The following is a 25,796-nucleotide window of genomic DNA, read 5'->3' on the forward strand; positions in this document are numbered from 1 at the left end:
CCCCTCCCCATCTTCGTTGACCTGTTTCCATAAAAAGGGCGCCGTTCCAACCGGAACGGCGCCCGGATTATTTATAAGAGCCCGAAAGGCTCAGTTGCTCGTGGCCGGCGCCGCCGCTGCTTCCGTCGTCGGTGCGGTGGGCGCGGCGCCGGCCTTGGCACGAATGGTCCACAGCTGGGCGAGGCGCTGGCGGTTGCCCTGCACCTTCGCGAAGCTGGCGGCCGCGGCGTCGGCCTGCCCTGCGAGCGCCTGGGCGACGCCAAGGCGATACTGGACAAGGCCATCACCCGGAGCAGCGTTCAGCGCCGCTTCGTAAAGCGGGATCGCCTTTGCCGGCTCGCCGTTGCCGACGAGCGCATCGCCGGTCGCGCGCGCGGCCTTCGGATTGGCGAGCGTCGCGGGCTTGCTGGCGTCCGCGGCGACGGCCGACGCGTCCGCGGCGGCCCGCGGTTCCTGCGATTCGAGAATCTTGTCGAAATGCGGGTCTTTCGCGGGGATCACGCCGGCCTTCTGGCCATGTCTGATGACCCCCACGACTTCGCCGGGGAATCCGGCCTCGACCGCCAGCGCCGAATATTCGAGATATTCGGGGCGCTGCAACATCGAATTGGTCGCCTTCATCAGGCGCAGGATGTCGAGCGTCAGATCCTTGTCGCCGGCCGCCTGCTGGAGCACGATGTACAGCGTGTTGCGCCAGGTCGCCGGGGTTGGATAATCCTGCACGCGCATCGCCAGCACATCCAGCATCTCGTTCGTGCGGTTCGCCTTTTGGAAAGCCTGCGCCGGGCGCACATAAAGCTCTTCCGACGGGCGTGTGCCCGCGGCACGCGCCGCATCGATACCGGCCTTGGCGATTTCCCAGCCCTTGTCGATCTGTCCGGCGCTGAGATAGCTGTCCATCAGCATCGCCGACAGGCTCGCTTCGGTCGAACCCGCCGCCTTCGCGGCCTCGAGCCGCTGGATCGCCTTGGCGTAATCCTTGGCGCCATAAGCGAAATTACCCGAGTAGAAATTATAGATGGCTACGCTTTCGGCCGGCGTCTTGCCGCTTTCGAGCATCGCGTCGAGCCCCTGCGCCTGCAATCCTTGGTCCTTGTTCAGCAAACCGAGCTGGAGCTGGTAGAAGCCGACCAGATATTTGTCGTCGGGCGTGGTCGCGGTCGACTGGCCTTCGGCGAGCGCCGCCTGCATCGCCGCGGCGTCTTTCGCCTTGCCCGCATCTTCCAGCTTCTTGGCCGCCGGCATGAAACCCTTGCTGACGGAAATCCCGCCGCCCTTGGCCTCTTCCTTCTTCTTTTCCTTTTTCGGCTTGTCCTGGGCGGCAACCGGGGCCGGCGTCATCAGCGCGCAGCCCAACAGTGCGGCCATCGCCGTCAAGGGCATCGAGCGGAAACGGGTGAACATCGAAATCTCTCCTCAGAATCGGTTGCCTCGCCCCGCCTGCACCAACGCAAAGGGGCTCGGCCGCGCGTCGTAAACGCGGCTAAACCCGTCGCGTTGCCAAGGCAAGACAGCCGGCATCGATATTTCATCTGGCGGAGGACGGCTGAACCGGAATTGAACCCGGCCCGGCCTTCAGATTTCGTCGATCGCCCGGTTGATCTGGCGGAGCACCGCAGGATCGCCGGGTGCTCCCGCCATCGCTTCTTCGGCGAGCTGGATCAGCGATATAATACCGAACGTTGCGGCCAGCCCCTTCAGGCGAAGCGCCGCGACGTCCCAATTGGCGTCGCAGCGCGCGCGCCGCATCAAGTCGGCAAGGTCGCGGGCGCTGCCGGTGAAGGCGCTGCGCAGGTCGAGCGCCATCGCCCGATCGTCGCCGATCGCGGCGCTGAGGTAACGATCGAGAGGACCACTATCGAACGACATTCCACAGCTTTGGCAGCGCGTGGTTAAGTTTCCGTTTCAAGACGGTCATTTGATGCTAAGATGGCCCGATGACGGGGGAAAAGAAAATCGTCGGATTGTGGCGGGATTCCGCGGCAAACCCGGAAACAGACAGCGCCGCACAGACCGATGTCACAGCGGCGGAAACCGCGCGTGCGCCCGATGCGGAGGCCGCCGAACGCGATTGGCTCGACATGTCCCCGTTGACCGAGGCCGAACCGGACGAGGATATCGCGCATCGGTCGCCGACCTGGCGTGACCGCATCGCCCCGACCCTCCTCCTCCTTCTCGCGATCGGCTGGACAGCTTTCGCTCTCTTCGTTGCCACCGGCGGCTTTGCGCGCAGCCCGGTGCTTGCAGACTGGCCGGGGCTGATTGCGACGGTCGCGATGCCGCTGACCCTGCTTGCGGTGCTCTGGATGAGCCTGCTGCGGTCGAGCCGGTCCGAACAGGCGCGCTTCGCCCGCATAACCGACGCTCTTCGCGAGGAAAATCTGGCGCTGAACCAGTCGATGCACTCGCTCGGCCTGCACCTCGCCGATGCGCAAAAGCAGCTCGGCGAACAGGCGCGAATCGTCCAGCAGCTCGGCCTCGACACCGTGCTCAGGCTCAATGAAAGCAGCGACAAGCTCGCCAGCAACGCATCGGTGATCGCCAACGCGCACGACCAGCTCGCGCGGTCGGGCGACGTCGCGATGCAGCGGATGGACGGGCTGCTCGCCGGATTGCCTCGCATCGACGACGTGGCGCAGCGGCTGGCGGTGAACTTCCGTGAAGCCGGGCTTGTCGCGCATCAGCAGGGCGCCAATCTCGAAGCCCGGCTGGCCGCACTCGGCGAAGAAGCGGCAAAGACCGCACAAGCAGGCGAGGCTTCGACCGCGAGCATCCTCGAGGCGATCGTCGCCTTGCAGGGACAGACGAAGGAAACCGAAGCCGATCTTCTGGCGGCATCGGCGCAAGTTGTCGACGCGCATGGCGCGGCGCTGGCACGGATGACCGAAGTTGCCGCGGCGGCGCATAACGACATGACTTCGACCATCGCCGCGGTGACCGGTCAGATGGATCAGAGCTGGCAACAGTTTCGCGACGGGGTCGACAACGCCGCGGCGCAGATGGACCGGAAACTCGCGGCGGCGCGCGAAGCTGGCGATGCGATGGGCGCGCAACTTGCCGCGCACGCCGACGCCAGCGACGCGCTGGCCACGCGCATCACGTCGCATGTCGCCGAAGTCAGCAAGCAACTCGAGATCCTCGACGTCGGCGTCGGTGCCAGCACCGGCGTCATCGGCCGCGCGATCGACGACACCAAGGCCCAGCTCGCCGCCTTCATGCAGGAAGTGCAAAACGGCAATGCTTCGGCGCACCAGCTGATCACCCACGCCGAATCGCTGCTCCTCGCGCTCGACGCGGTGACCCGCGAACTCGACGAAACCCTGCCGCACGCGCTCGACCGCATCGCCGCGCACGGCAAGACGACGCAGGGCTCGTTGTCGCAGCTGCGCCCCCTGCTCGATGCGTCCGAACTCGTTGCGCAGTCAACGGTGTCGCACGTCAACGCCGTCCAGGCGACGCTCAAATCGAATGAGGAGCAGATGGCGGGCCATGCGGCGAGCCAGCAGGAGTTGGTCGACCGCCTCAACGCATCGCTCGCCGCAGCCGAGACAGCACTTGCCAAGCTGCGCAACGGCGCCGACGAATTTGCCGAACAGGGCGGCGCGCGCATGATCGCGACGCTGGACGAAGTCCGCGCCACTGCCGATTCGGCCGCCGACGAAGCGCGGCTGACGCTCGAAAAGCTGGTGTCGGGTGCGCGCGACGCGATGCAGGCGACCGCGACGGGCGCCATCGATGCCGCGTTCAAGAATGAGGTGATGGCGCAGCTGGCGGCGATCGAAGAGGCATCGGCGCGCGCGGTTGCCGCCGCCAATGGCGCCGCCGACCGGCTGATGCGCCAGCTGATCACGATCATGGACACCAGCGCCAGCGTCGAACAGCGCGTAAGCGAAGCCGAGCAGGCGATCGCCGCTTCGGATCGCGATTCGCTCGCGAAACAGGTCGGCCTGCTCACCGAAGCGCTCAAATCGACGGCGATCGACGTCACCAAGATCATGTCGAGCGAAGTCAGCGACACCGCGTGGGATGCTTACCTCAAGGGCGACCGCGGCGTCTTTGCCCGGCGCGCGGTCAAGCTGATCGAGAACAGCGAGGCCAAGGAAATCCTGCGCCTCTATCAGGCCGACGACACCTTCCACGCGTCGGTGAACCAGTTCATCCACGATTTCGAAGCGATGCTGCGTCTGCTCATCGGCGCGCGCGACGGGTCGGCGATCAGCGTCACATTGCTCTCCTCCGATATCGGAAAGCTTTATGTCGCGCTCGCCCAGGCGATCGACCGCCTGCGGAATTGATCGACCAACGACGGTCGAGGCCGTGGACCCGCGTGGCCGGTTGCGGACTCTCCCGCCTCCCTGACCCGTTCGCATCGAGCCCTTCGACTGTCCGCCGGGCGGGCGCTCAGGATAAACTTCGGCTTCGCCCGAAGTCGAGACACCCATCGGGCCAGGCATCGCGTCGATGGGTGTCTCGACTTCGCTCGACACGAACGGGAAAAGGGGTTCGTCGGCTAGCGAGCGGTTGTTGCCGTTCGCTCATCCCTGTCGCGAAGCGATGGGGAGGTGGCAGCGCACAGCGCTGACGGAAGGGCTGGCAGGAAGCCACCGCTAGAGATTGTGCACCAGGCGAAAGTCGGGGCCCAGAATTTCGACACGAACACAACAGGTTGCCACACTGGGCGGTGGCCCGAGTCACGTGCCTCCGGACACCTTTCGCCGGGGTTCAGGAGAAGAGCTCTCCACCCCAAAGTCGGCGCCTGCAAAAAGGCCTTTCCTACATTATCCGGCTATGCCAGCCTTCGTCCCGGCTCTTTCATCCGGTAGATAAATGCGCTTGTCCGCCGATTGGCGCAAGCGATCGCGGACAGACGCGTTCCCGCATCCCCGCCGTCCAAATCGCGCAGCGCACAAGGCTGACTTTTACTGACCTTTGGATAATGTCGCTGGCCGTGGCAGCAGACCGGCGATCGGGCCCGCCCCTACTCAGGCCCGCCCGGTCAGCACGTCGGGATCGGCCCAGCCGGTCACATAGGCGATGTAATAGAGCACGAACGCTACCGTCGCGGCGATCGTCATCTGGAACAATATGCGCCCGGGGCGGAAGGTCGCGGGGGCGCCCGGTTCCTGTCCGCGCACCAACGGCGTTGCGTCATCGCCCGCGCGCCGGCCATGGAAGGGCAGCACGAAAAAGGCGCTGAACGCCCAGAAAAGCAGATAGATGGCGAGCGCCGAAGTCCACTTCATCGCGTTCGTCTCCGGCTCAGATATCGACCAGCATCACGTCGACCACCGGCTTCTTGCCCGTCCAGTCGGTCGCGATGCGGCGCACGCCGAGGCGGATCGCTTCGCGCAGCTTTTCCTCGTCGCGCGCGGGCCCCGTCGCCGCCTGTTCGGCGGCTTCGCGCATCTCGTCGATAAAGGCCTCGCGCTCGTCCTCGACGGGCACGCCGCGATAACTGATCGCGCTTTCGACGAAACGCTTGCCGGAAAAGATGACCGCGACGGTGATATGGCCGTTCAGCGACAGTTTGCGCCGTTCGCCCATCGTCTCTCCGTCGGCGGGCAGGATGACGTCGCCGTCGAGGATCAGGCGTCCCGCGCGGACGCGCTCGACGATCTTCGCAGGGCCGGGTGCGAGCCGCACCAGATCGCCATTTTCCTGCACCAAAATGTCCGGCACACCCTTTTCGAGCGCGAAGCGCGCCTGTTCGTGCATATGGCGGATCTCGCCATGCACCGGGACGACCAGCTTCGGCCGCAGCCAGCCGTAAAGCGCCGCGAGCTCGGGCTGCCCCGGATGGCCGCTGACGTGGATATGCGCCTGCTTTTCGGTGACGGTCAGCACGTCCTTTGCGGCGAGCTGGTTCATGATCCGCCCGATCGCGACTTCGTTGCCGGGGATCTGCTTCGATGAAAAGACGACGGTGTCGCCCGCCTCGAGCTTGATCTGGTGCATGTCGGCCGCCATGCGCGCGAGCGCGGCGCGCGGTTCGCCCTGCCCGCCCGTCGCGATCACCATCACCCTGTCGCGCGGCAGGCGCATCGCCTCGTCGAAATCGACCGTTGGCGGAAAATCCTTGAGGTAGCCCACCGAACGCGCGACGCCGAGGATGCGGTCGAGCGACCGCCCCGCAACGCAAAGCGTGCGCCCGGTCGCCTTCGCCACCGCGCCCAATGTCGCAAGCCGCGCGGCGTTCGAGGCAAAGGTGGTGACGACCACCCTCCCCTTCGCCGCGCCGACGGCTTGCTCGAGTCCCTTGCGCAGTCCGCCTTCGCTGCCCGATGCGTCGGGGTTGAAGGCATTGGTCGAATCGCAAACGAGCACATCGATGCCCTCGTCGCCGATCGCGGTCAGCGCCGCTGCGGTCGCGGGCTGCCCCAGGATCGGCTCCTCGTCGAGTTTCCAGTCGCCGGTGTGAAAAACCCGGCCATAGGGCGTGTCGATCACCACTGCGCTCATTTCGAGGATCGAGTGCGCAAGCGGAACAAGGTGGATGCCGAACGGCCCCAGCTGGAAACTGTCGTCGATATCGACGACCTTGATTTCGACTTCCTTTTCCAGCCCCTCTTCGGCCAGCTTGTGGGCGATCAGCCCCGCGGTGAAGCGGTTGGCATAGAGCGGCACGCCAAGATCGGCGGCGAGATAGGGAATCGCACCGATATGATCCTCATGCCCATGCGTCAGGACGATGCCAAGCAGGTCTCGCTTGCGATCCTCGATGAATTCAAGGTCGGGCATGACGATGTCGATGCCCGGATAATCATGGCTACCGAAGGTCACGCCCAGATCGGCCATGATCCATTTGCCGTCGCAGCCATAGAGATTGGCGTTCATGCCGATCTCGCCCGACCCGCCCAGCGCGAGGAAAAGCAGCTCCTTGCCCGGAGTCGTCATATGTTTCCATTCCGTTGATGATAAAGGTGCATCAGCCCGTTCAACGTCAGGTCGGGCTCGATGCGGTCGAACAGATGCGCCTGTTCCTGGAAAAGCGTTGCAAGGCCGCCCGTTGCGATGACCGTCAGCGGCTTGACTATTTCGGCTTTCATGCGCGCGATCAGCCCCTCGATCATCGCGACATAGCCCCAATAGACCCCGATCAGCATCTGGCTTTCGGTCGTGCGGCCGATGACGCTCGCCGTCGCGGGCGCCTCGATCGCAATACGCGGCAGCTTTGCCGCGGCGGCGACCAGCGCTTCGAGCGACAGGTTGACTCCCGGCGCGATGATGCCGCCCAGATAGGCGCCGTCTGGCCCGATATGGTCGAGCGTCGTCGCGGTACCGAAGCTGATGACCAGCTTGTCCCGGCCTGGTTCGACCGCCTGCGCCGAGATGGCGTTGACCGCGCGATCGGCGCCGACCGATTGCGGCTCTGCGACCTTGAGCGCGATGCCCCAGGTTACCGGATCGCGCCCCGCGACGAGCGCATCGACGCCGAAATAGCGGTGGGCGAGCAGCTGGAGATTATGCAGCGCGCGCGGCACGACCGTCGAAATGATCACCGCTTCGACGTGGGTGCGATCATAGCCCTCGATCCGCATCAGCTGGTCGAGCCAGACGATATATTCGTCGGCAGTGCGGCGGTCGTCGGTTGCGATGCGCCAGCGTGCGAGCAGGTCGGTACCGTGGAACAGGGCGAATTTGGCGTTGGTGTTGCCGACGTCGATGGCGAGCAGCATCTGATTGGACATCCTAAATCCCCTCCTCGACCGGACGCCGCAATTCCACGTCTCCTGCGTGGATTACCATGGTCTCACCGCTCTCGCGGCGCAAGCGCAGCGCGCCATCCTCTGCAAGACCGTCGAAATAACCGTCGATGTCCTGTTCGGACACGCGAAGCGGTGTGCCGAGGGGGTGCGCCTGCGGCAGCCACGCGCGGACGATGCTCGCGACCCCTTCCTGCCGCCAGGTCCAGAGCGCGTCGATCATCGCAATTCCGAGCGCGTTGGCGAAATGGTCGCGGTCGATCGCGGCCCCCTTGCCCGCCAGCGTCGCGGTCGGCCGATCGGGCAATGGGGGGGCCGCGACCAAGTTGACGCCGATGCCGATGACCACCGAATTGCCCGTGCGCTCCATCAATATGCCCGCGCATTTGGCACCATCGACAAGCAGATCGTTCGGCCATTTGAGTTGCGCGCCGACGTTCGGGGCCAGCGCTGCCACGGTCTTTGCGAGCGCAACCCCGGCAACGAGCGCGAGCGTCGCTGCCAGCGGATCGCCGATGGTCAGGTGGACGACGGTCGAGCCCATGAAATTGCCCTGCCCGTCGTTCCAGCCACGCCCCAAGCGACCACGACCCGCCGTCTGGCGGTCGGCGACGAGCCAGTGGCCCTCGCCGACATGCTCGCCGCCTGCCAGCCGCGCCAGCAGGTCGGCGTTGGTCGAACCTGTCTGCGCTATCCGCTCGATCGGCGGTATCAGAACAGCACCGCCGCGGCGCTGGCCGAAAGGACCGCCAGCACGGGGATGAAGAGATAGCCGACCACCGACAGCCACAGCGCGCTTGCGGTAATCACCGCATCTTCCACGATCGCGCGGCCACCCGAAAACTCGGTTTCCGATTTATCGTCGAAGTACATCGTCTTGATGATCGCGATGTAATAGAACGCACCGATCACCGAAGCGACGATACCCGCAACCGCCAGCGGCATGAGGTTCGCATTTACCGCCGCCTCGAACACCAGATATTTCGGCCAGAAGCCGAACAGCGGCGGGATACCGGCCAGGCTGAACAGGAAAACCGACATGGCTGCGGCAAGGCCCGGGCGGCGCTGCGACAGGCCGGCCATGGCGGGAATGCTTTCGACCTGGTTGCCGTCGGCATCGCGCAGCTGGAGCACGACGAGGAAAGCGCCCAATGTGGTCAGCATATAGACGAGCAGATAGGTCAGCACGGCTTCGACGCCCTGCTGCGTGCCTGCAGCAAGACCGACGAGCATGAAGCCGACATTGTTGATCGACGAATAGGCAAGCAGGCGCTTGATATTCTTCTGCCCGATCGCGCCGACCGCGCCGAGGATGATCGAGGCGAGCGACAGGAAGATGACGATCTGCTGCCACGCTCCAATCGCGGGCCCCATCGCGTCGATCACAACGCGCGTCATCAGCGCCATCGCAGCGACTTTCGGCGCGGTTGCGAAAAAGGTCGTTACGGGAGTCGGCGCGCCTTCATAAACGTCGGGCGTCCACATATGGAACGGCACAGCGCTGATCTTGAAGCCAAGCCCCGCAAGCACAAAGACGATCCCGAAGATCAGGCCGATGCCCGGCTCGCCGCCCATGACCTTTGCGATGCCCGCAAAATCGGTGGTGCCCGAAAAGCCGTAGAGCAGCGAAATGCCATAGAGCAGCATGCCCGACGCGAGCGCGCCGAGAACGAAATATTTGAGGCCGGCTTCGCTCGACCGCTCATCGGTGCGCATGAAGCTGGCGAGCACATAGGCGGCAAGGCTGTTGAGCTCGAGCCCGACATAGAGCGTCATCAGATCGCGTGCCGAGGCCATGATCCCCATGCCGAGGGCAGCAAACAGGATCAGCGTCGGATATTCGGCGCGCATCCCGCCGCTGAAGAAGCGCGGCGCGATGACGATGCAGACGAAGCTCGCGGCATAGATCAGCAGTTTGGCGAAGCCGCCGAAGCTGTCGACCGAGAGCGTGCCTGAAAAGACCGTGGTCTCGACCCCGAACAGCGCGACCACGGCAGCCGCCGCCGCAGCGAGCGTCAGCAGAGCGCTGAGCTGATAGATGCCGACCTGCCGGTCACCCATGAAGGTGCCGAGCATCAGGGTGATCAGCCCGCCGATCGTCAGGATCAGTTCGGGCCAGATAAGGGCGAGATCCGCGGTCATTGGGCGCCTCCCGCATGGGCGGAGCCGTGGGCGGCTTCACCATGGGCCCGGGCGGGCTTCGGCTTGCCGGCGGCAAGATGCGCGTCGCCGGCAGGTTTCGCCGGAGCGAGACGCGCAACCACGGTGGTCACGTCGCCGCGCATCGGCGCAAGGAAGCTTTCGGGATAGACGCCCATCCACAGCGCCACAGCGGCGAGCGGCACCATGATCGTCCATTCGCGTGCGTTGAGATCGGGCATCGCCTTCACATCGTCCTTGGTGAGTTCGCCGAACACGACGCGGCGGTAGAGATAGAGCATGTACGCGGCGCCGAGAATGATGCCCGTCGTGCACACGAAGGCGACCCAGCTTGAAGCTTCGTAGATGCCCGCGAGGCTCAGGAACTCGCCGACGAACCCGCTGGTGCCCGGCAGCCCGATCGACGCCATGGTGAACAGCATGAAAAACAGCGCATAGGCCGGCATGTTTACCGCGAGCCCCCCATAACGGTCGATCTCACGCGTGTGGAGCCGATCGTAGATCACGCCGACGCAGAAGAAGAGCGCGGCCGAAACGACGCCATGGCTAAGCATGATGATCAGCGCGCCTTCGATCCCCTGCTGGTTGAACGCGAAGAGGCCCGCGGTGACGATCGCCATATGCGCGACCGACGAGTAAGCAATGAGCTTCTTCATGTCGTTCTGCACCAGCGCGACGAGGCTGGTGTAGACCACCGCGATCATCGACAGCGCGAAGACGATCCACATCAGCTGCCCCGACGCATCGGGGAACATCGGCATCATGAAGCGCAGGAAGCCATAGGCGCCGAGCTTCAGCAGCACGCCCGCAAGAATCATCGAGCCTGCGGTTGGCGCCTGCACGTGCGCGTCGGGAAGCCAGGTGTGAACGGGCCACATCGGCATCTTGACGGCAAGGCTGGCGAAGAAGGCGAGCCAGAGCCACGTCTGCATTGCAGGCGGGAAATTATAGTTGAGCAGCGTGGGGATATCGGTCGTGCCGGCTTCCATGATCATCACGATCATCGCGATCAGCATCAGTACCGAACCAAGCAGCGTGTAGAGGAAGAATTTGAACGCCGCATATTTGCGGTTCGCACCGCCCCAGATGCCGATGATGAAATACATCGGGATGAGGCCCGCCTCGAAGAAGATGTAAAAGAGCAGCAGGTCCTGCGCCATGAAGACGCCGATCATCACGACTTCCATGATCAGGAACATCGCCATGTAGAGGCCGACACGGCTCTTGATCGCGTCCCAGCTCGCAAGGATGCACAGCGGCATCAGGAAGACGCTGAGCATGATCAGCATCAAGGCCATGCCGTCGATCCCGAGTGCCCATTGGAAGCGGCCGAACAGGTCGGCGCGTTCGGTGAACTGCCACTGCGCGCCGCCAATGTCGAAATTGGCCCAGAGGACGACCCCTAGCGCAAAATCGACCAAGGTCGCGACGAGCGCGATGACGCGCGCGTTGCGGTCGCCCGCATAGATACACAGGATGGCAGCGATCAGCGGGACCGCCAGCATCAGCGAAAGAATGGGAAAGCCACTCACAGGAAATTCACCATGGCCCAGCTGGCGAGGCCTACAAGACCGAGCAGCATCACAAACGCATATCCATAAACATAACCCGATTGCAGCCGGACCGCGAGACGGGTCCCCCCAGCGACGAGCGCGGCGGCGCCATCGGGACCGAAGCGGTCGATGGTGCCTTCATCGCCTTTCTTCCAGAAGAAGCGGCCGATCCAAAAGGCGGGCTTCACGAAGAGGACGTTATACAGCTCGTCGAAATACCATTTGTTGTACAGGAACTGGTGGAGCAGCTTGAACTGCGCCACGAAGCGCGCCGGCAACGTCGTGTTGCGAATATAGCTGTTCCACGCGAGGAACAGGCCGATAGCCATCACCGTGAACGGCGTCCATTTCACCCACAACGGCACTTCATGCGCGGCGTGCATCAGATGCTCGTCGAACGCGAGGCTGCCGTTCCAGAACGCCAAACCCTCTTCGGGGTAAATGAACGGATGGTGGAAGGCGATGCCCGCGAACACCGCGCCGATCGACAATATGGCCAGCGGGATCAGCATCGTGATCGGGCTTTCGTGCGGGTGATACCCCGCTGTGCCGTCGCTGGGCGCGTCGTGGCCGTGGTCGGCGTGCGCATGACCATCATGCCCGTGACCATGATCGTCGTGCACCGCATGCTGGATATGCTCGCTCTGTTCCCAGCGCGGCTTGCCGTGGAAGGTCAGGAAGACGAGGCGCCACGAATAGAAGCTGGTGAGGAAGGCGACGAAGACGCCGACCCAGAAAGCGATGACGCCGCCTCCGCCGCTCGCATAAGCCGCCTCGAGGATGCCGTCCTTCGAATAGAAGCCGGCAAAGCCCGCGACGCCTGCGATACCGACGCCGGTGATCGCCAGCGTGCCGAGCATCATCGCCCAATAGGTGATCGGGATCCGCTTCCGCAGCGCGCCATAATAACGCATGTCCTGCTCATGGTGCATGGCATGGATGACCGAACCGGCGCCAAGAAACAGCAGCGCCTTGAAGAAGGCGTGCGTGAACAGGTGGAACATCGCGGCGCCATAAGCGCCCGCACCCGCGGCGAAGAACATGTAGCCGAGCTGCGAACAGGTCGAATAAGCGATGACGCGCTTGATGTCCCACTGCGTCGTCGCGACCGTCGCGGCGAAGAAACAGGTCGCGGCGCCGACAAACATCACGACGCCCTGCGCAACGTCCGAGGTTTCGAACATCGGCGACAGGCGGCACACCATGAACACGCCCGCGGTGACCATCGTCGCGGCGTGGATCAGCGCCGACACGGGGGTCGGGCCTTCCATCGCGTCGGGAAGCCATGTGTGCAGGCCAAGCTGCGCCGACTTGCCCATCGCGCCGATGAACAGCAGTAGGCAGAGGATCGTCATCGTATCGAGACGGAGCCCCAAGAAGCTGATCGTCGAACCCGCCATGCCCGGTGCGGCTGCAAGGATTTCGGGGATCGAGACGGTGCCGAAGACAAGGAAGGTGCCGAAAATGCCAAGCATGAAGCCCAAGTCACCCACACGGTTGACGACGAATGCCTTGATCGCCGCGGCATTGGCGCTCGGCTTCTTATACCAGAAACCGATGAGGAGGTACGACGCGAGACCGACGCCTTCCCAACCGAAGAACATCTGGACGAGATTGTTCGCAGTCACGAGCATCAGCATCGCGAAGGTGAAGAGCGAGAGATAGGCGAAGAAGCGCGGCTGATCCGGGTCTTCCTCCATATAGCCCCAGCTATAGAGGTGGACGAGCGCCGACACCGTCGTGATCACGACGAGCATCACCGCGGTCAGCGTATCGACGCGCAGTTCCCAATTGAATTGGAGCGCGCCCGAACTGACCCAATGCAGCACGGTCATGACTTCCGCCTGCCCCGTCCCGAACACGAACGACAGGAAGATCGGCCAGCTCAGCGCGCAGCTGGTGAACAGCGCGCCCGTGGTGACCAGCTTCGATGCGAAGGGGCCGATGGCGCGCTGGCCAAGCCCTGCAACAAGCGCCGCCAGCAGCGGCAGGAAAACGATCGCCTGGATCACCGGTTTACCCCTTCATCCGGTTGGCATCGTCGACGGCAATGGTGCCGCGGCCGCGGAAGTAAATGACGAGAATGGCAAGACCGATCGCGGCTTCACCCGCGGCGACGGTCAGCACGAACATCGAGAAGACCTGCCCAACAAGATCGTTCAGCGCCGCGCTGAACGCGACGAGGTTGATGTTTACTGCCAGCAGGATCAGCTCGATCGCCATCAGGATGACGATGATATTCTTGCGGTTGATAAAGATGCCAAGCACGCCGAGCGTGAACAGCACCGCCGAAACGGCGAGATAGTGGCCGACCGAAATCACAATTCCATCCCCTGCCCGACGCCCGGATCGACAAGACGCGTCGCGTCCTGCGGACGGCGCTGGTTCTGCTTCGAGATATTCTGGGTGCGCACGCCGCCGCGCTGGCGATGCGTCAGCACGATCGCGCCGATCATCGCGACGAGCAGGACGATACCTGCCGCCTCGAACAGAAAGATATAGCGCGTGTAAAGCAGCTCGCCGATCTGCTGGATATTGCTCTTGTCGCTGACCACCGGCGCGGCGCGCGCGGCGAGGTCGACTCCGCCCGCGCTCCATGCGCCAACCGCGAACACCAGTTCGGCGGCAAGGATGATCGCAACGAGCGCGCCCAGCGGCAGGTAACGCACGAAACCCGCGCGCAATTCGGCGAAATCGATGTCGAGCATCATCACGACGAACAGAAACAGCACCGCGACCGCGCCGACATAGACGATGACGAGCAGCATCGCGATGAACTCGGCGCCCGCGAGCAGCATCAGCCCCGCCGCGTTGAAGAAGGCGAGGATCAGCCACATGACGCTGTGGACCGGATTGCGCGCGAAAATCACCATGGCCGCGGAGGCGATGACGATCGTCGCGAACAGGTAAAAGGCAAAGAGCTGGATCATGTGCGCGCGCCCTTATCGATAGGGCGCGTCGGCGGCAAGATTCGCCGCGATCGCGCGTTCCCATTTGTCGCCATTGGCGAGCAGCTTGGCCTTGTCATAGAGCAGTTCTTCGCGCGTTTCGGTCGCAAACTCGAAGTTCGGCCCCTCGACCACCGCATCGACCGGGCAGGCTTCCTGACAGAAACCGCAATAGATGCATTTGGTCATGTCGATGTCGTAGCGCGTCGTGCGGCGGCTGCCGTCGTCGCGCGGCTCGGCCTCGATCGTGATCGCCTGCGCCGGGCACACCGCTTCGCACAGCTTACACGCGATGCAGCGTTCCTCGCCGTTCGGATAGCGACGCAGCGCATGCTCGCCACGGAAGCGCGGCGACAGCGGGTTCTTCTCGAACGGATAGTTGATCGTCGCCTTGGGCTTGAAGAAATATTTGAGCGTGAGGGCGTGCGCCTTCACAAATTCCCACAAGGTGAAGCTTTTGACGAGATGGGCGATGGTCATTGCACGCTCTCCTGCGGAGTCCTTTCGGATTCCTTCAATTGGCAAGTGCCCTTCGAGGTTTCAGTGAAGGTGTTCAACCCATCATCCTGGACATCGACCCAACCGATACGAATTCCGTACGCGAGCAAATCATCGGACAGACGAGCGATCATGAATCTACTTTCGGATTCCTTCTTCAGCCCCACGACCCATTCAGGCTCCGCATTTGGTTCGCCGACAAATAACATCGTCGGTCGAGACGTAACTCGTGTTGCCAAACTCGTTGTCAACTCGTTGGGGATTGGCACGTTGATCATAGCCACAGAGTCCTGCGGTACTGGAGTGCCATCAGGCGCAGCTGTAAGCCCACACGATAAGATGGCAGCGGCAATCGACAGGCTCATGCCCCATACCTCGTCAGCATCAGCCAGCCGGAAATCAGGAAGATCCAGATCAGCGAGATCGGCAGGAACACCTTCCAACCCAGCCGCATCAGTTGGTCATAGCGGTAGCGCGGGACGGTCGCCTTGACCCAGCTGAAGACGAAGAAGAAGAACAGGATCTTCGCGAACAGCCAGATGATGCCGGGAACGGCATAAAGCGGCGCCCAGTCGATCGGCGGCAGCCAGCCGCCCCAGAACAGCACCGCATTCAGCGTCGCCATCAGCAGCACATTGGCATATTCGCCGAGCCAGAACAGCGCGAAGCTCATCGACGAATATTCGGTCTGATAGCCCGCGACGAGCTCCGATTCCGCTTCGGTCAAGTCGAACGGCGCGCGCGCGGTTTCGGCGAGCGACGAGATCAGGAACATCACCGCGAGCGGGAAAAGCAGCAGGTTGAATCCAAAGGCGTTGACGAAGCCGAGGCCATGGCCCTGCTGCGCTTTCACGATCTCGTTCATGTTGAAGCTGTCGGCGAAGAGCACGACGCCGATCAGGATGAACCCGATCGACACTTCATAGCTGATCATCTGTGCTGAGGCGCGCATCGCCGAAAAGAAGGGATATTTCGAGTTCGACGCCCAGCCCGACAGGATCACGCCATAGACGCCAAGCGACGAGATCGCGAGAATGTAGAGCAATCCGACATTGATGTCGGCGAGCACCGCGCCCGAATTGAACGGGATCACCGCCCAGGCGAGCAGCGCGACGGTGAAGGTGATGATCGGCGCGATCAGAAACAGGCCCCTGTTGGCGCCCGACGGGATGATCGTTTCCTGCAGGAACACCTTCAGACCGTCGGCGAACGACTGCAGCAGGCCAAAGGGGCCGACGACGTTCGGGCCGCGGCGCAGTGCGATCGCCGCCCAGATCTTGCGGTCGGCATAGATGATCATCGCGACCGCGAGCATCAGCGGCAGCGCGATGAGCAGGATGCCTGCAATCGTCGCGACACCCCACGCCCAGTTCGGGTCCATGCCCCACGAGATAAAGGTCTCGGTCATTTCCGCGCCCCGTCCTCGTTGCGCCAGCCATTATGCGGGCCGGGCTTTTCGGACTTGCGCGGATTGAACCCGCGCCACACCGAATAGCCCATCCCGACCAGCAACACGCTGGCAATCGCATGCACCGGGGTCATTCCCCTGCTCCTCTAATTGGCAGTCGAGCGTCGAGAAGCCACAAAAGCGCCGCACCGAAGAAGGGCCAAGCAGCCGACGAAAGACCCGACGCCAGCGCCGTAAGCACCATCAAAATTGCGCTCGGACTATGTGATTCATAGGGCGAAGCAACGCCGCTGGACACCATGTCCCACTGGCTGCCAAGCACGCCAGCGAAGGTCATCACGGCAACGATAATCGCTACCCAAAACAGGATCAGCGACCCATTTTGCATGGATTTTACGTAGAGGCTCATTCCGCGGCCTCCGCAAAATCGACGCCATGGATCAGCTCTTCCGAGCAGCGCTGCATCGTCGGCGACGCGCGGCAGATGGCGTTGGTGAGGTAGAAATCCTTGATCGGCGACGGAATTGCGCGCGCCTCGGGCTTCGCGGGCAGCTTCGGCACCGTCCAGCCATAGTCGGCAATCCCCTCGACACCGAGCGCCGGCACCGCCGCGATCATCGCCGCGCGGCATTCGTCGAAGCTATCGAAGCCGACCGACACGCCGAGCGCATCGGCGAGGGCGCGGAAAATGCTCCAGTCCTCGCGCGCGTCGCCGGGCGCAAACACCGCCTTTTCGCTGCGCTGGACGCGGCCTTCGGTATTGACCGTCGTGAAGTCCTTTTCGGTCCACGCGGCCGCCGGCAGGATGACGTCGGCGGCATGCGCGCCCTTGTCGCCGTGGTGGCCGACATAGACTTTGAACGTATCGGGCAGCGCCGCGAAATCGACTTCGTCGGCGCCGAGGAAGAAGGCGAGCTTCGGCTTCGCTGCGATCACATCCTTGATCCCGCGCGGCAGGCCATAGCCGAGCATCAGCGATCCCATGCGCGCGGCCGAGAAATGCACGACATTGTAGCCGTTCCAGCCGTCCCGGACCGCATTCACGGCCTTGGCGAGCGCGAGGCCCGCGCCATGGACGCCGGGAACCGACAAGGCGCCGCCGCCGAAGACCAGCATCGGCCGCTCGGCGCCCTTCAGCGCGTCGGTCACATGCTGCGGCAACTTCGCGACGAGCGAGGCGTCGTCGCCCAGCCATTCGGTCCTGTAGGTAAGATCGGTTTCAGGGCCGATCGCAAAGACCTTCGCGCCCTTCTTCCACACCGCCTTGCGGACGCGCGTATTGATCAGCGGCGCTTCCCACCGCAGGTTCGTACCGACGAGCAGGATCACGTCGGCATTTTCCGCCTCGGCAATCGTCGTGTTGAAATTGACCGCCGACAGGCTGGTGACGTCATAATCGAGCCCCGTCTGGCGCCCCTCAAGCAGGGTGCCACCGAGCGCGTTGACGAGCGATTTCGCCGCGAACATCGTCTCGCAATCGACCAGATCGCCCGCGATCGCCGCGACCGACGATCCGGCGTTCACCGCCTTGATCGCCTCGAACGCCTCGGCCCATGTCGCTTCGACCATCTGGCCGCTCTTGCGCACATAGGGCCGGTCGAGGCGGCGGCGGACCAGGCCGTCGACATGGTGGCGCGTCTTGTCGCTCGCCCATTCCTCATTCACATCATCGTTGACGCGCGGCAGCACGCGCAGCACCTGCCGCCCGCGGCTGTCGATGCGGACATTGGTGCCGACCGCATCCATCATGTCGATGCCCAGCGTCTTGGTCAGCTCCCACGGACGCGCTTCAAACGCATAGGGCTTCGACGTCAGCGCGCCAACGGGGCAGAGGTCGACGACATTGCCCGAAAGCTCGCTCTGGATGGCATGCTCCAGATACGACGTAATCTGCATATTCTCGCCGCGATAGATCGCGCCGATATCCTCGACGCCCGCGACTTCCTCCGCGAAGCGGACGCAGCGCGTGCACTGGATACAGCGGGTCATCACCGTCTTGACGATCGGTCCCATATATTTTTCGGTGACGGCGCGCTTGTTCTCGTCATAGCGCGTCGCGCCGCGGCCATAGGCGACCGACTGGTCCTGCAGGTCGCACTCGCCGCCCTGATCGCAGATCGGGCAGTCGAGCGGGTGGTTGATGAGCAGAAACTCCATCACCCCTTCGCGCGCCTTTTTGACCATCGGGCTGTCGGTGCGGATCACCTGCCCCTCGGCGGTCGGCAGCGCGCACGACGCTTGCGGTTTCGGCGGGCCCGGTGCGACCTCGACAAGGCACATGCGGCAATTGCCGGCGATCGACAGGCGCTCATGGTAACAGAAGCGCGGAATTTCCTTCCCCGCCATCTCGCACGCCTGCAGGACGGTCGCGCCCTGCGGAACATCGAGTTCTACGCCATCTACGGTTACTTTAGGCATTATTCGGCTGCCTCCAGCGCGCCGCCATTCTCGCGGATGCGGCGTTCGATTTCGGGGCGGAAATGCTTGATCAGGCCCTGGATCGGCCATGCCGCGGCATCGCCGAGCGCGCAGATGGTGTGGCCTTCGACCTGTTTGGTCACGTCGAACAAAGTGTCGATCTCGCTGATGTCGGCGTCGCCGGTGCGCAGCCGTTCCATCACGCGCCACATCCAGCCGGTGCCTTCGCGGCACGGCGTGCACTGGCCGCAGCTTTCATGCTTGTAGAAATAGCTGATGCGGCTGATCGCCTGGACGACGTCGGTCGACTTGTCCATCACGATCGCGGCGGCGGTGCCCAGCCCCGACCCGACGGCCTTCAGCCCGTCGAAGTCCATCGGCGCGTCCATGATCTCGGCTGCGGGCACCAGCGGCACCGACGATCCGCCGGGGATCACCGCGAGCAGATTATCCCAGCCGCCGCGAATCCCGCCGCAATGCGTGTCGATCAGCTCGCGGAAGGTGATGCCCATCTCTTCCTCGACGACGCAGGGCTTGTTCACATGGCCGCTGATCTGGAAGAGCTTGGTGCCCTTGTTATTCTCGCGCCCAAAGCTCGCGAACCACGGCGCGCCGCGGCGCAGGATCGTCGGGACGACCGCGATGCTCTCGACATTGTTCACCGTCGTCGGGCAGCCATAGAGGCCCGCCCCCGCCGGGAACGGCGGTTTCAGGCGCGGCTGGCCCTTCTTGCCCTCGAGGCTTTCGATCATCGCGGTTTCTTCGCCGCAGATATAGGCGCCCGCGCCGCGGTGGACGAAGACGTCGAAATCATAACCCGACTTCGCCGCATTCTTGCCGAGCAGCCCGGCGTCATACGCCTCTTGCACCGCCGCGAACAACGTCTCGGCCTCGCGGATGAACTCGCCGCGGATATAGATATAGGCAGCGCGTGCGCGCATCGCGAAGCCCGCGATCAGTGCGCCTTCGATCAGCTTGTGCGGATCGTGGCGGATGATTTCGCGGTCCTTGCACGAACCGGGTTCGGATTCGTCGGCGTTGATGACGAGGAAGCTCGGGCGGTCGGCGCGCGGCTCCTTCGGCATGAACGACCATTTGAGGCCGGTCGGGAAGCCCGCGCCGCCACGGCCGCGCAGCCCCGACGCCTTGATCTCCTCGATGATCGCGTCCTGGCCGCGGCTCATCAGATCCTTGGTATTGTCCCAATCGCCGCGCGCCTGCGCGCTTTTCAGGTTCCACGGCTGAAAGCCATAGAGATTGGTGAAGATGCGATCCTTGTCGGCGAGGCTCATGCGACCTCTCCCAACTCGTCACCCCGGACTTGATCCGGGGTCCAAGCAACGCACGTGGTCATGGATGCCGGATCAAGTCCGGCATGACGAAGAGTTGGAACATGGATCATGCCTCCCACTCCTTCCGATAGTCGTGGTTGGCCTTCACCATTTCCTTTAACGTCGTCGGGCCGCCCTCGGGCTCGCTCGTATGACGCCCGGCAATCTGCGTCCCCGCCTTCGGCGCATCACCGGCGGCGAGCGCGTCAAGGATGCGCGTCATGCTATCGTAGTCGAGATCTTCGTAATTATCGTCGTTGATCTGGACCATCGGCGCGTTGGTGCAGGTGCCCATGCATTCGACCTCGGTCAGCGTGAACAGGCCGTCGGGCGTCGTCTTGCCCTTGGTCATGCCGCGGTTCTTGCACGCGGCCATGACATCGTCCGACCCGCGCAGCAGGCACGGCGTCGTGCCGCACACCTGCACATGATAACGGCCGACGGGCACGAGATTGTACATCGTGTAGAAGGTCGCGACCTCATAGGCGCGCATGAACGGCATATCGAGCTGCGCCGCGACGAACTCGATAACCGGCACGGGCAGCCAGCCCTGCGTCTGCGTCTCGGCGCCGACCTGGCGCTGCGCGAGGTCGAGCAACGGCATTACCGCCGAACGCTGGCGTCCCGCGGGATAGCGTGCGATCACGGCCTTCGCCTTCTCGGCATTCTCCGCCGTCCACGCAAAATTGCCCCAGCGGGCGCGGGTTTCGGCTTCGTCAGGAATTTGGGGTGCATCAGCCATTCGCTGTAATCTTTCCCGCGTAGAATGTCTTTTCGGCTCTGAGCAAACGCTGCCTCCGCTTACGCAGATAAAAGCCTGCGGCGGTCAGGAACAGGATTGCGGCCGAGTTTTGAAGGGCAGTGTTCATCGGCATCTGACCCAGTGCGTACAATTGCCAAATAGCCGTTGCAGCCACCACGGCAGCGCCGAGGAACAAATAGCGCTCCCAAAAAGCCGAAGGCGCCTGCTTTGGGGCGCGTCCGAATTTCACGTCCTGCGCGTGAACCTGATTCCAGAAGCGGGGGAGATCGCTCACCGATCACACTCCCCGAACACGACGTCGATCGCGCCGATGATTGCAGTGGTATCGGCGAGCATGTGTCCCTTCGACATCATGTCCATCGCCTGAAGATGGCTGAACGCCGTTGGGCGGATCTTGCAACGGTACGGCTTGTTGGTGCCGTCGCTGACCAGATAGACGCCGAATTCGCCCTTCGGGCTTTCAGTCGCCACATAGACTTCGCCCGCGGGGACGTGGAAGCCCTCGGTGTAGAGTTTGAAGTGATGGATCAGCGATTCCATCGACTGCTTCATCTCGCCGCGCTTCGGCGGCACGACCTTGCGGTCGAGGCTGGCGATCGGGCCGGTCGGCATGTCGCGCAGGCACTGCTTGATGATCTTCGCGGACTGATAGACTTCCTCGACGCGCACCATGAAGCGGTCGTAGCAGTCGCCGCGCGTCCCCACAGGAATGTCGAACTCCATCGCGGCATAGGCGTCATAGGGCTGCGACTTGCGCAGATCCCATGCGATGCCGCTGCCGCGGATCATCGGGCCCGAGAAGCCCCACGCCAGCGCGTCTTCCTTGCTCACCGTCGCGATGTCGACGTTGCGCTGTTTGAAGATGCGGTTGTCGATAACGAGGCTCATCGCGTCGCCGAACAGCTTCGGCAGGCGCTTTTCGACCCATTCGCCAATGTCGTAGAGCAGCCGTTCGGGGACATCCTGATGGACACCGCCGGGACGGAAGTATGCACTGTGCATCCGTGCGCCCGAGGCGCGCTCGAAGAAGTTCAGGCAATCCTCGCGCAGCTCGAACACCCACAGGTTCGGCGTCATCGCGCCGACGTCCATGACGTGCGACCCGATGTTGAGCATATGATTGCAGATGCGCGTCAGCTCGGCGAACAGCACGCGAAGATATTGCGCGCGCTCGGGCACCTCGAGGTCGAGCAGCTTTTCGATAGCCAGCACATAGCTGTGCTCCATTCCGAGCGGCGAGCAATAGTCGAGCCGGTCGAAATAAGGCAACGCCTGCAGATAGGTCTTGTACTCGATCAGCTTTTCGGTGCCGCGGTGGAGCAGCCCGACGTGCGGGTCGACGCGCTCGATGATTTCGCCGTCAAGCTCCATCACCATGCGCAGCACGCCGTGCGCCGCGGGGTGCTGCGGGCCGAAGTTGATCGTGTAATTGGTGACGACCTGATCGCCCGCGGTATTGGCGGTATCCACCGGATAGCCTTCGAACATGTCGCTGCCGTGGTGCTTGACCTGAGGAGCGTCGGTCATGCGTCACCTCCTGTTTTCCGCTTGCGCGGCGCGCGCGGCTTGGCCGGGGCTTTTGCGTTGGGGCTCGCCTTTTCTGCCTTCTTGGTCGCAGGCGTTTTGGATTCGCCGTCGGCCTTGGCCTTCGCGCCATCCTCGCTCGGCTTGGCCGCTTCCTTGTTCGCCTTGTTGCCGGCGCCGGTCTCCGCAGGCTTTTCGGTCGTTTTTGGCGTCGGCGGCGGCGGTGCCTTGGCCTTTTCGTCGGCCGCCTTCACTTCTTTCGACGTCATCGGCGTCGGGGCGCCCTTGCCCGGACCTTCACCCGTCCCGCCGGCCTTTTCATCGCCCGGCAGCACATAGTCGGCGCCTTCCCACGGGGACAGGAAATCGAAATTGCGGAAATCCTGCGCGAGCTTGACCGGCTCGTAAACGACGCGCTTGTCCTCTTCCGAATAACGCAACTCGATATAGCCGGTCAGCGGGAAATCCTTGCGCTGCGGATGCCCCTGGAAACCATAATCGGTCAGGATGCGGCGCAGGTCGGGATTGCCCGCGAACAGCACACCATACATGTCGAACACTTCGCGCTCGAGCCAGCCGGCCACGGGCCAGACGGGAACGATGCTAGGCACCGGCGTCGCCTCGTCGGTCGATACCCGCACGCGCAGACGATGGTTCTTCGTCACGCTAAGCAGGTGATAGACGACCTCGAACCGTTCGGCGCGGTCGGGATAGTCCACCCCGGCGATTTCCATCAGCTGCTGATATTCGAGGCTGTCGCGCAGCGCGACCATCACCCCGGCAACGGCTTCGCGGCGCACGGTGATGCTGTCTTCGTCGGCCGCGAAGTCATGCGCGAGCAGGTCGCTGCCGAGCAGCTTTTCGAGTGCCGTCGCAAGCGAGGGCTGCGGCGCGACGAGGGGAGCGGGATGGGCCATCAGCGTTCGATCGTCCCGGTGCGGCGGATTTTCCGCTGCAACTGCATCACGCCGTAAAGCAGGGCTTCAGCGGTCGGAGGGCAACCGGGAACATAGATATCGACCGGCACGATGCGATCGCAGCCGCGCACCACCGAATAACTATAATGATAGTAGCCGCCGCCATTGGCGCAACTGCCCATCGAGATCACATATTTGGGATTCGACATCTGGTCGTACACGCGGCGCAGCGCGGGCGCCATCTTGTTGCACAGCGTGCCCGCGACGATCATCACGTCAGACTGGCGCGGGGACGCGCGTGGCGCGGCGCCGAAACGTTCCATATCGTAACGCGGCATGTTGACGTGAATCATCTCGACCGCACAGCAGGCAAGGCCAAAGGTCATCCACCACAGCGAACCCGTGCGCGCCCAGTTGAACAAATCCTCGGTCGAGGTGACGAGAAAGCCCTTGTCGCCGACCTCCGAGTTGAGATCGTCGAAGAAACCCTGATCGGGGTTCGTCCCGGGGGCGACCGGCATCTGGCCGGGCATGATGATGCTGGAAGTGCTCATTCCCAATCCAACGCGCCTTTTTTCCACGCGTACACAAGGCCGAGCGTGAGTTCGGCGAGGAATACCATCATCGTCGCCCAGCCGGCCCAGCCGATTTCCTCGAGGCTCACCGCCCAGGGAAAGAGAAAGGCCGCTTCGAGGTCGAAGATGATGAAAAGGATGGCGACGAGGTAGAAACGCACGTCGAACTGGCTTCGCGCATCCTCAAAAGCGGGAAAACCGCATTCATACTCGGTCAGCTTCGCCGGATCGGGCTTGTGCGCCCCGGTCAGCCGGGCGACGCCCATCGGAAGGAACACGAAGGCGGATGACAGGCCGAGGGCAATGACCAGAAAGATCAGAATCGGCAAATATTGCGTCAGATCGACCATGGGAGCTCGCAGTTCTGTTGTTTTGGGGCGTCGCGCACCCGTTTATCGGGGGCGCTTTAGGCCAGCGCGACGCGTGTCGCAAGCGCTGCGGGCAGGATTTTCGGTTCGCGTGTGACCAAAAGCATATTGGGCGCTGGCGAGCGGCCCTATCGCTGTGATACCGCAGGCAAAAACGGGTCGCTGGGTCACGCCTTTCATGGGCGCAGGATGACAAAGGGAGCTTATATGGGACCAATCACCGCTCGCGCCGTCGCCGTCGCGCCGCTGGCGCTTTTCCTCGCGACTCCGGCGCATGCCGAGCTAGTCAACGCCGCGAACCCGGAAGCGATCAAGGCGATCGTCGAATCGCAGGGCTGGCCCGCGACGCTCGTCGCCAAGGAAGGCGACGCACCCTATATCGAAAGCAATCGCAACGGCCTGAAATTCCTCGTGCTCTTCATGAACTGCGACGGAAGCGAAAGGTGCAAGACGCTGCAATATTATATGGGGTTCAGCGACGCCAAGGAGGTGACGCTCGACCGGCTCAACCAGTGGAACAAGGAAAAGCGCTTCGCGCGCGCTTATAAGGACGACGCGGGCGACCCGGTGCTCGAAATGGACGTCGACCTCGATTTCGCGGGCATTCCGCGCGAGAATGTCGGCGAAACCTTCAACACCTGGGCGTCACTGATGGACAGCTTTCGCGAATATGTGTTCGAGAAGTGAGCTGACTCTTTCGTCGCCCCGGACTTGATCCGGCGTCCATAGCGTCGCCGCTGGAATGGATGCCGGACCAGTCGGCGTGACGATCAACAAGTGGTACGCGTTACGCGTTACGCAACGCGCCCGCGACCAGTTTTTGCAACTTGGAATGCACCGCGGCACTGCCAGCGATGAATTCGCTGCGCTCAATTGCGCGGTCCCCGCCCCGGAAATCGCTGACGAAGCCGCCGGCTTCGCGCACGAGCAGCATGCCCGCCGCGACGTCCCATACCTGCAAATCGCTTTCCCAGAAGCCGTCGTAGCGGCCCGCGGCGACCCATGCGAGGTCGAGGCTGGCGGCGCCGAAGCGGCGAATGCCGGCTACTTCGGGCGCCACCGCGCCAAAAATTCGGCTCCACTGCGCCATGTTCCCGTGGCCCATGTACGGAATGCCGGTCGAGATCAGGCATTCGTTGAGGTTGCGACGCGACGCGACGCGCAAACGCCGGTCGTGCAGCCAGGCACCGCGACCGCGCTCGGCCCAATAGCTTTCGTCGGTGATCGGCTGGTAGATCAGCGCTGCCGTCACATCGCCCCAGCCGCCGCCCGGCTTCGGTTCCTGTACCGCGATCGAGATCGCGAAATGCGGGACGGCATGGAGAAAGTTCGAGGTGCCGTCGAGCGGGTCGATGATGAAGCGCGGTTTGCCCGGCTCGCCCTCGATGATCCCGCCTTCTTCGAGAACGAAACCCCAGCCAGGACGGTCACGGCCAAGTTCGTCATACAAGGTACGCTCGGCCGCTTGGTCGGCTTTCGACACGAAATCGGCCGGCCCCTTCTGCGAGACCTGCAGATGCTCGATCTCGCCAAAGTCGCGGCGCAACTTTGCACCGGCCTTGCGCGCGGCGCGTTCCATGACGGTGATGATGCCGGATACGGCCATGATATCTACTCCCCCCTCCCGCTT

General features: G+C 63.3%; 27 protein-coding genes. 2 read left to right on the forward strand and 25 right to left on the reverse strand.

Annotated features, from left to right (window positions below; genetic code table 11):
- Positions 1 to 90: 90 nt before the first annotated feature.
- Both HDC35_RS01320 and HDC35_RS01325 read right to left on the reverse strand, forming a co-directional pair.
- A complete protein-coding gene (locus HDC35_RS01320; RefSeq protein WP_184643069.1) occupies positions 91 to 1,404 on the reverse strand; it encodes a tetratricopeptide repeat protein in 1,314 nt (437 codons plus the stop codon).
- Positions 1,405 to 1,575: 171 nt separating this feature from the next.
- Positions 1,576 to 1,869 carry an Hpt domain-containing protein gene (locus HDC35_RS01325; protein ID WP_184643070.1) on the reverse strand — a complete coding sequence of 98 codons (294 nt, stop codon included), beginning with the start codon at positions 1,867 to 1,869 and terminating at the stop codon, positions 1,576 to 1,578.
- Between the two features lie 68 nt (positions 1,870 to 1,937).
- On the opposite strand from HDC35_RS01325, the gene HDC35_RS01330 reads away from it, so the two are divergent.
- Positions 1,938 to 4,295: a hypothetical protein gene (locus HDC35_RS01330; protein ID WP_184643071.1), complete on the forward strand. Its 2,358-nt coding sequence runs from the start codon at positions 1,938 to 1,940 to the stop codon at positions 4,293 to 4,295.
- A gap of 687 nt (positions 4,296 to 4,982) precedes the next feature.
- Here the strand turns inward: HDC35_RS01330 and HDC35_RS01335 are convergent.
- From HDC35_RS01335 to HDC35_RS01440, 22 genes are all read right to left on the reverse strand, one after another.
- Entirely contained in the window at positions 4,983 to 5,243 is a 261-nt protein-coding gene (locus HDC35_RS01335; RefSeq protein WP_184643072.1) for a DUF1467 family protein, read from the reverse strand.
- 16 nt (positions 5,244 to 5,259) lie between these two features.
- Positions 5,260 to 6,894 (reverse strand): ribonuclease J, encoded by a 1,635-nt coding sequence (locus HDC35_RS01340; RefSeq protein ID WP_184643073.1) that lies wholly within the window; start codon positions 6,892 to 6,894, stop codon positions 5,260 to 5,262.
- Positions 6,891 to 7,676, reverse strand: coding sequence for a type III pantothenate kinase (locus HDC35_RS01345; RefSeq protein WP_184643900.1), 786 nt, complete (start codon positions 7,674 to 7,676; stop codon positions 6,891 to 6,893). Before HDC35_RS01345 ends, HDC35_RS01340 begins: the two co-directional genes overlap by 4 nt.
- Positions 7,677 to 7,689: 13 nt before the next feature.
- A complete protein-coding gene (locus HDC35_RS01350) occupies positions 7,690 to 8,493 on the reverse strand; it encodes a biotin--[acetyl-CoA-carboxylase] ligase (RefSeq protein ID WP_184643074.1) in 804 nt (267 codons plus the stop codon).
- Positions 8,415 to 9,845 (reverse strand): NADH-quinone oxidoreductase subunit NuoN, encoded by a 1,431-nt coding sequence (gene nuoN / locus HDC35_RS01355; RefSeq protein ID WP_184643075.1) that lies wholly within the window; start codon positions 9,843 to 9,845, stop codon positions 8,415 to 8,417. Before nuoN ends, HDC35_RS01350 begins: the two co-directional genes overlap by 79 nt.
- Positions 9,842 to 11,395: an NADH-quinone oxidoreductase subunit M gene (locus HDC35_RS01360; protein ID WP_184643076.1), complete on the reverse strand. Its 1,554-nt coding sequence runs from the start codon at positions 11,393 to 11,395 to the stop codon at positions 9,842 to 9,844. Before HDC35_RS01360 ends, nuoN begins: the two co-directional genes overlap by 4 nt.
- Positions 11,392 to 13,428, reverse strand: coding sequence for an NADH-quinone oxidoreductase subunit L (nuoL, locus tag HDC35_RS01365; protein WP_184643077.1), 2,037 nt, complete (start codon positions 13,426 to 13,428; stop codon positions 11,392 to 11,394). Before nuoL ends, HDC35_RS01360 begins: the two co-directional genes overlap by 4 nt.
- A gap of 4 nt (positions 13,429 to 13,432) precedes the next feature.
- Entirely contained in the window at positions 13,433 to 13,738 is a 306-nt protein-coding gene (nuoK, locus tag HDC35_RS01370; RefSeq protein ID WP_058456728.1) for an NADH-quinone oxidoreductase subunit NuoK, read from the reverse strand.
- The gene (locus HDC35_RS01375) at positions 13,735 to 14,346 is read right to left on the reverse strand and encodes an NADH-quinone oxidoreductase subunit J (RefSeq protein WP_039573819.1); all 612 of its coding nucleotides are present in this window, start codon (positions 14,344 to 14,346) and stop codon (positions 13,735 to 13,737) included. The genes nuoK and HDC35_RS01375 overlap by 4 nt, the downstream gene beginning before the upstream one ends.
- A gap of 12 nt (positions 14,347 to 14,358) precedes the next feature.
- Positions 14,359 to 14,844, reverse strand: coding sequence for an NADH-quinone oxidoreductase subunit NuoI (nuoI, locus tag HDC35_RS01380; protein ID WP_184643078.1), 486 nt, complete (start codon positions 14,842 to 14,844; stop codon positions 14,359 to 14,361).
- Complete coding sequence (locus HDC35_RS01385; RefSeq protein WP_184643079.1) at positions 14,841 to 15,227, reverse strand: hypothetical protein; 387 nt, start codon at positions 15,225 to 15,227, stop codon at positions 14,841 to 14,843. The genes nuoI and HDC35_RS01385 overlap by 4 nt, the downstream gene beginning before the upstream one ends.
- Positions 15,224 to 16,270: an NADH-quinone oxidoreductase subunit NuoH gene (gene nuoH, locus HDC35_RS01390; protein WP_184643080.1), complete on the reverse strand. Its 1,047-nt coding sequence runs from the start codon at positions 16,268 to 16,270 to the stop codon at positions 15,224 to 15,226. Before nuoH ends, HDC35_RS01385 begins: the two co-directional genes overlap by 4 nt.
- Positions 16,267 to 16,404, reverse strand: a complete 138-nt coding sequence (locus HDC35_RS01395) for a hypothetical protein (protein WP_184643081.1) — start codon at positions 16,402 to 16,404, stop codon at positions 16,267 to 16,269. The genes nuoH and HDC35_RS01395 overlap by 4 nt, the downstream gene beginning before the upstream one ends.
- Positions 16,401 to 16,679: a hypothetical protein gene (locus HDC35_RS01400; RefSeq protein ID WP_184643082.1), complete on the reverse strand. Its 279-nt coding sequence runs from the start codon at positions 16,677 to 16,679 to the stop codon at positions 16,401 to 16,403. The genes HDC35_RS01395 and HDC35_RS01400 overlap by 4 nt, the downstream gene beginning before the upstream one ends.
- Positions 16,676 to 18,688, reverse strand: coding sequence for an NADH-quinone oxidoreductase subunit NuoG (nuoG, locus tag HDC35_RS01405; RefSeq protein ID WP_184643083.1), 2,013 nt, complete (start codon positions 18,686 to 18,688; stop codon positions 16,676 to 16,678). The genes HDC35_RS01400 and nuoG overlap by 4 nt, the downstream gene beginning before the upstream one ends.
- Entirely contained in the window at positions 18,688 to 19,980 is a 1,293-nt protein-coding gene (gene nuoF, locus HDC35_RS01410; protein WP_184643084.1) for an NADH-quinone oxidoreductase subunit NuoF, read from the reverse strand. Before nuoF ends, nuoG begins: the two co-directional genes overlap by 1 nt.
- Before the next feature lie 106 nt (positions 19,981 to 20,086).
- Positions 20,087 to 20,761, reverse strand: coding sequence for an NAD(P)H-dependent oxidoreductase subunit E (locus tag HDC35_RS01415; protein WP_184643085.1), 675 nt, complete (start codon positions 20,759 to 20,761; stop codon positions 20,087 to 20,089).
- A complete protein-coding gene (locus tag HDC35_RS01420; RefSeq protein ID WP_184643086.1) occupies positions 20,754 to 21,056 on the reverse strand; it encodes a hypothetical protein in 303 nt (100 codons plus the stop codon). Before HDC35_RS01420 ends, HDC35_RS01415 begins: the two co-directional genes overlap by 8 nt.
- Positions 21,053 to 22,270, reverse strand: coding sequence for an NADH-quinone oxidoreductase subunit D (locus HDC35_RS01425; protein ID WP_184643902.1), 1,218 nt, complete (start codon positions 22,268 to 22,270; stop codon positions 21,053 to 21,055). Before HDC35_RS01425 ends, HDC35_RS01420 begins: the two co-directional genes overlap by 4 nt.
- A 35-nt stretch (positions 22,271 to 22,305) precedes the next feature.
- Complete coding sequence (locus HDC35_RS01430; RefSeq protein ID WP_184643087.1) at positions 22,306 to 23,223, reverse strand: NADH-quinone oxidoreductase subunit C; 918 nt, start codon at positions 23,221 to 23,223, stop codon at positions 22,306 to 22,308.
- Positions 23,223 to 23,777 carry a NuoB/complex I 20 kDa subunit family protein gene (locus HDC35_RS01435; protein ID WP_409437928.1) on the reverse strand — a complete coding sequence of 185 codons (555 nt, stop codon included), beginning with the start codon at positions 23,775 to 23,777 and terminating at the stop codon, positions 23,223 to 23,225. Before HDC35_RS01435 ends, HDC35_RS01430 begins: the two co-directional genes overlap by 1 nt.
- Positions 23,774 to 24,148 (reverse strand): NADH-quinone oxidoreductase subunit A, encoded by a 375-nt coding sequence (locus HDC35_RS01440; RefSeq protein ID WP_184643088.1) that lies wholly within the window; start codon positions 24,146 to 24,148, stop codon positions 23,774 to 23,776. Before HDC35_RS01440 ends, HDC35_RS01435 begins: the two co-directional genes overlap by 4 nt.
- 225 nt (positions 24,149 to 24,373) lie before the next feature.
- On the opposite strand from HDC35_RS01440, the gene HDC35_RS01445 reads away from it, so the two are divergent.
- Entirely contained in the window at positions 24,374 to 24,853 is a 480-nt protein-coding gene (locus HDC35_RS01445) for a YbjN domain-containing protein (protein WP_184643089.1), read from the forward strand.
- A 100-nt stretch (positions 24,854 to 24,953) separates the two neighbouring features.
- On the opposite strand, the gene HDC35_RS01450 is transcribed toward HDC35_RS01445, so the two are convergent.
- Positions 24,954 to 25,772 (reverse strand): inositol monophosphatase family protein, encoded by an 819-nt coding sequence (locus tag HDC35_RS01450; protein WP_260397415.1) that lies wholly within the window; start codon positions 25,770 to 25,772, stop codon positions 24,954 to 24,956.
- Positions 25,773 to 25,796 lie beyond the last annotated feature (24 nt).

This window comes from Sphingopyxis sp. JAI128 (assembly GCF_014207235.1).
GTDB lineage: Bacteria > Pseudomonadota > Alphaproteobacteria > Sphingomonadales > Sphingomonadaceae > Sphingopyxis.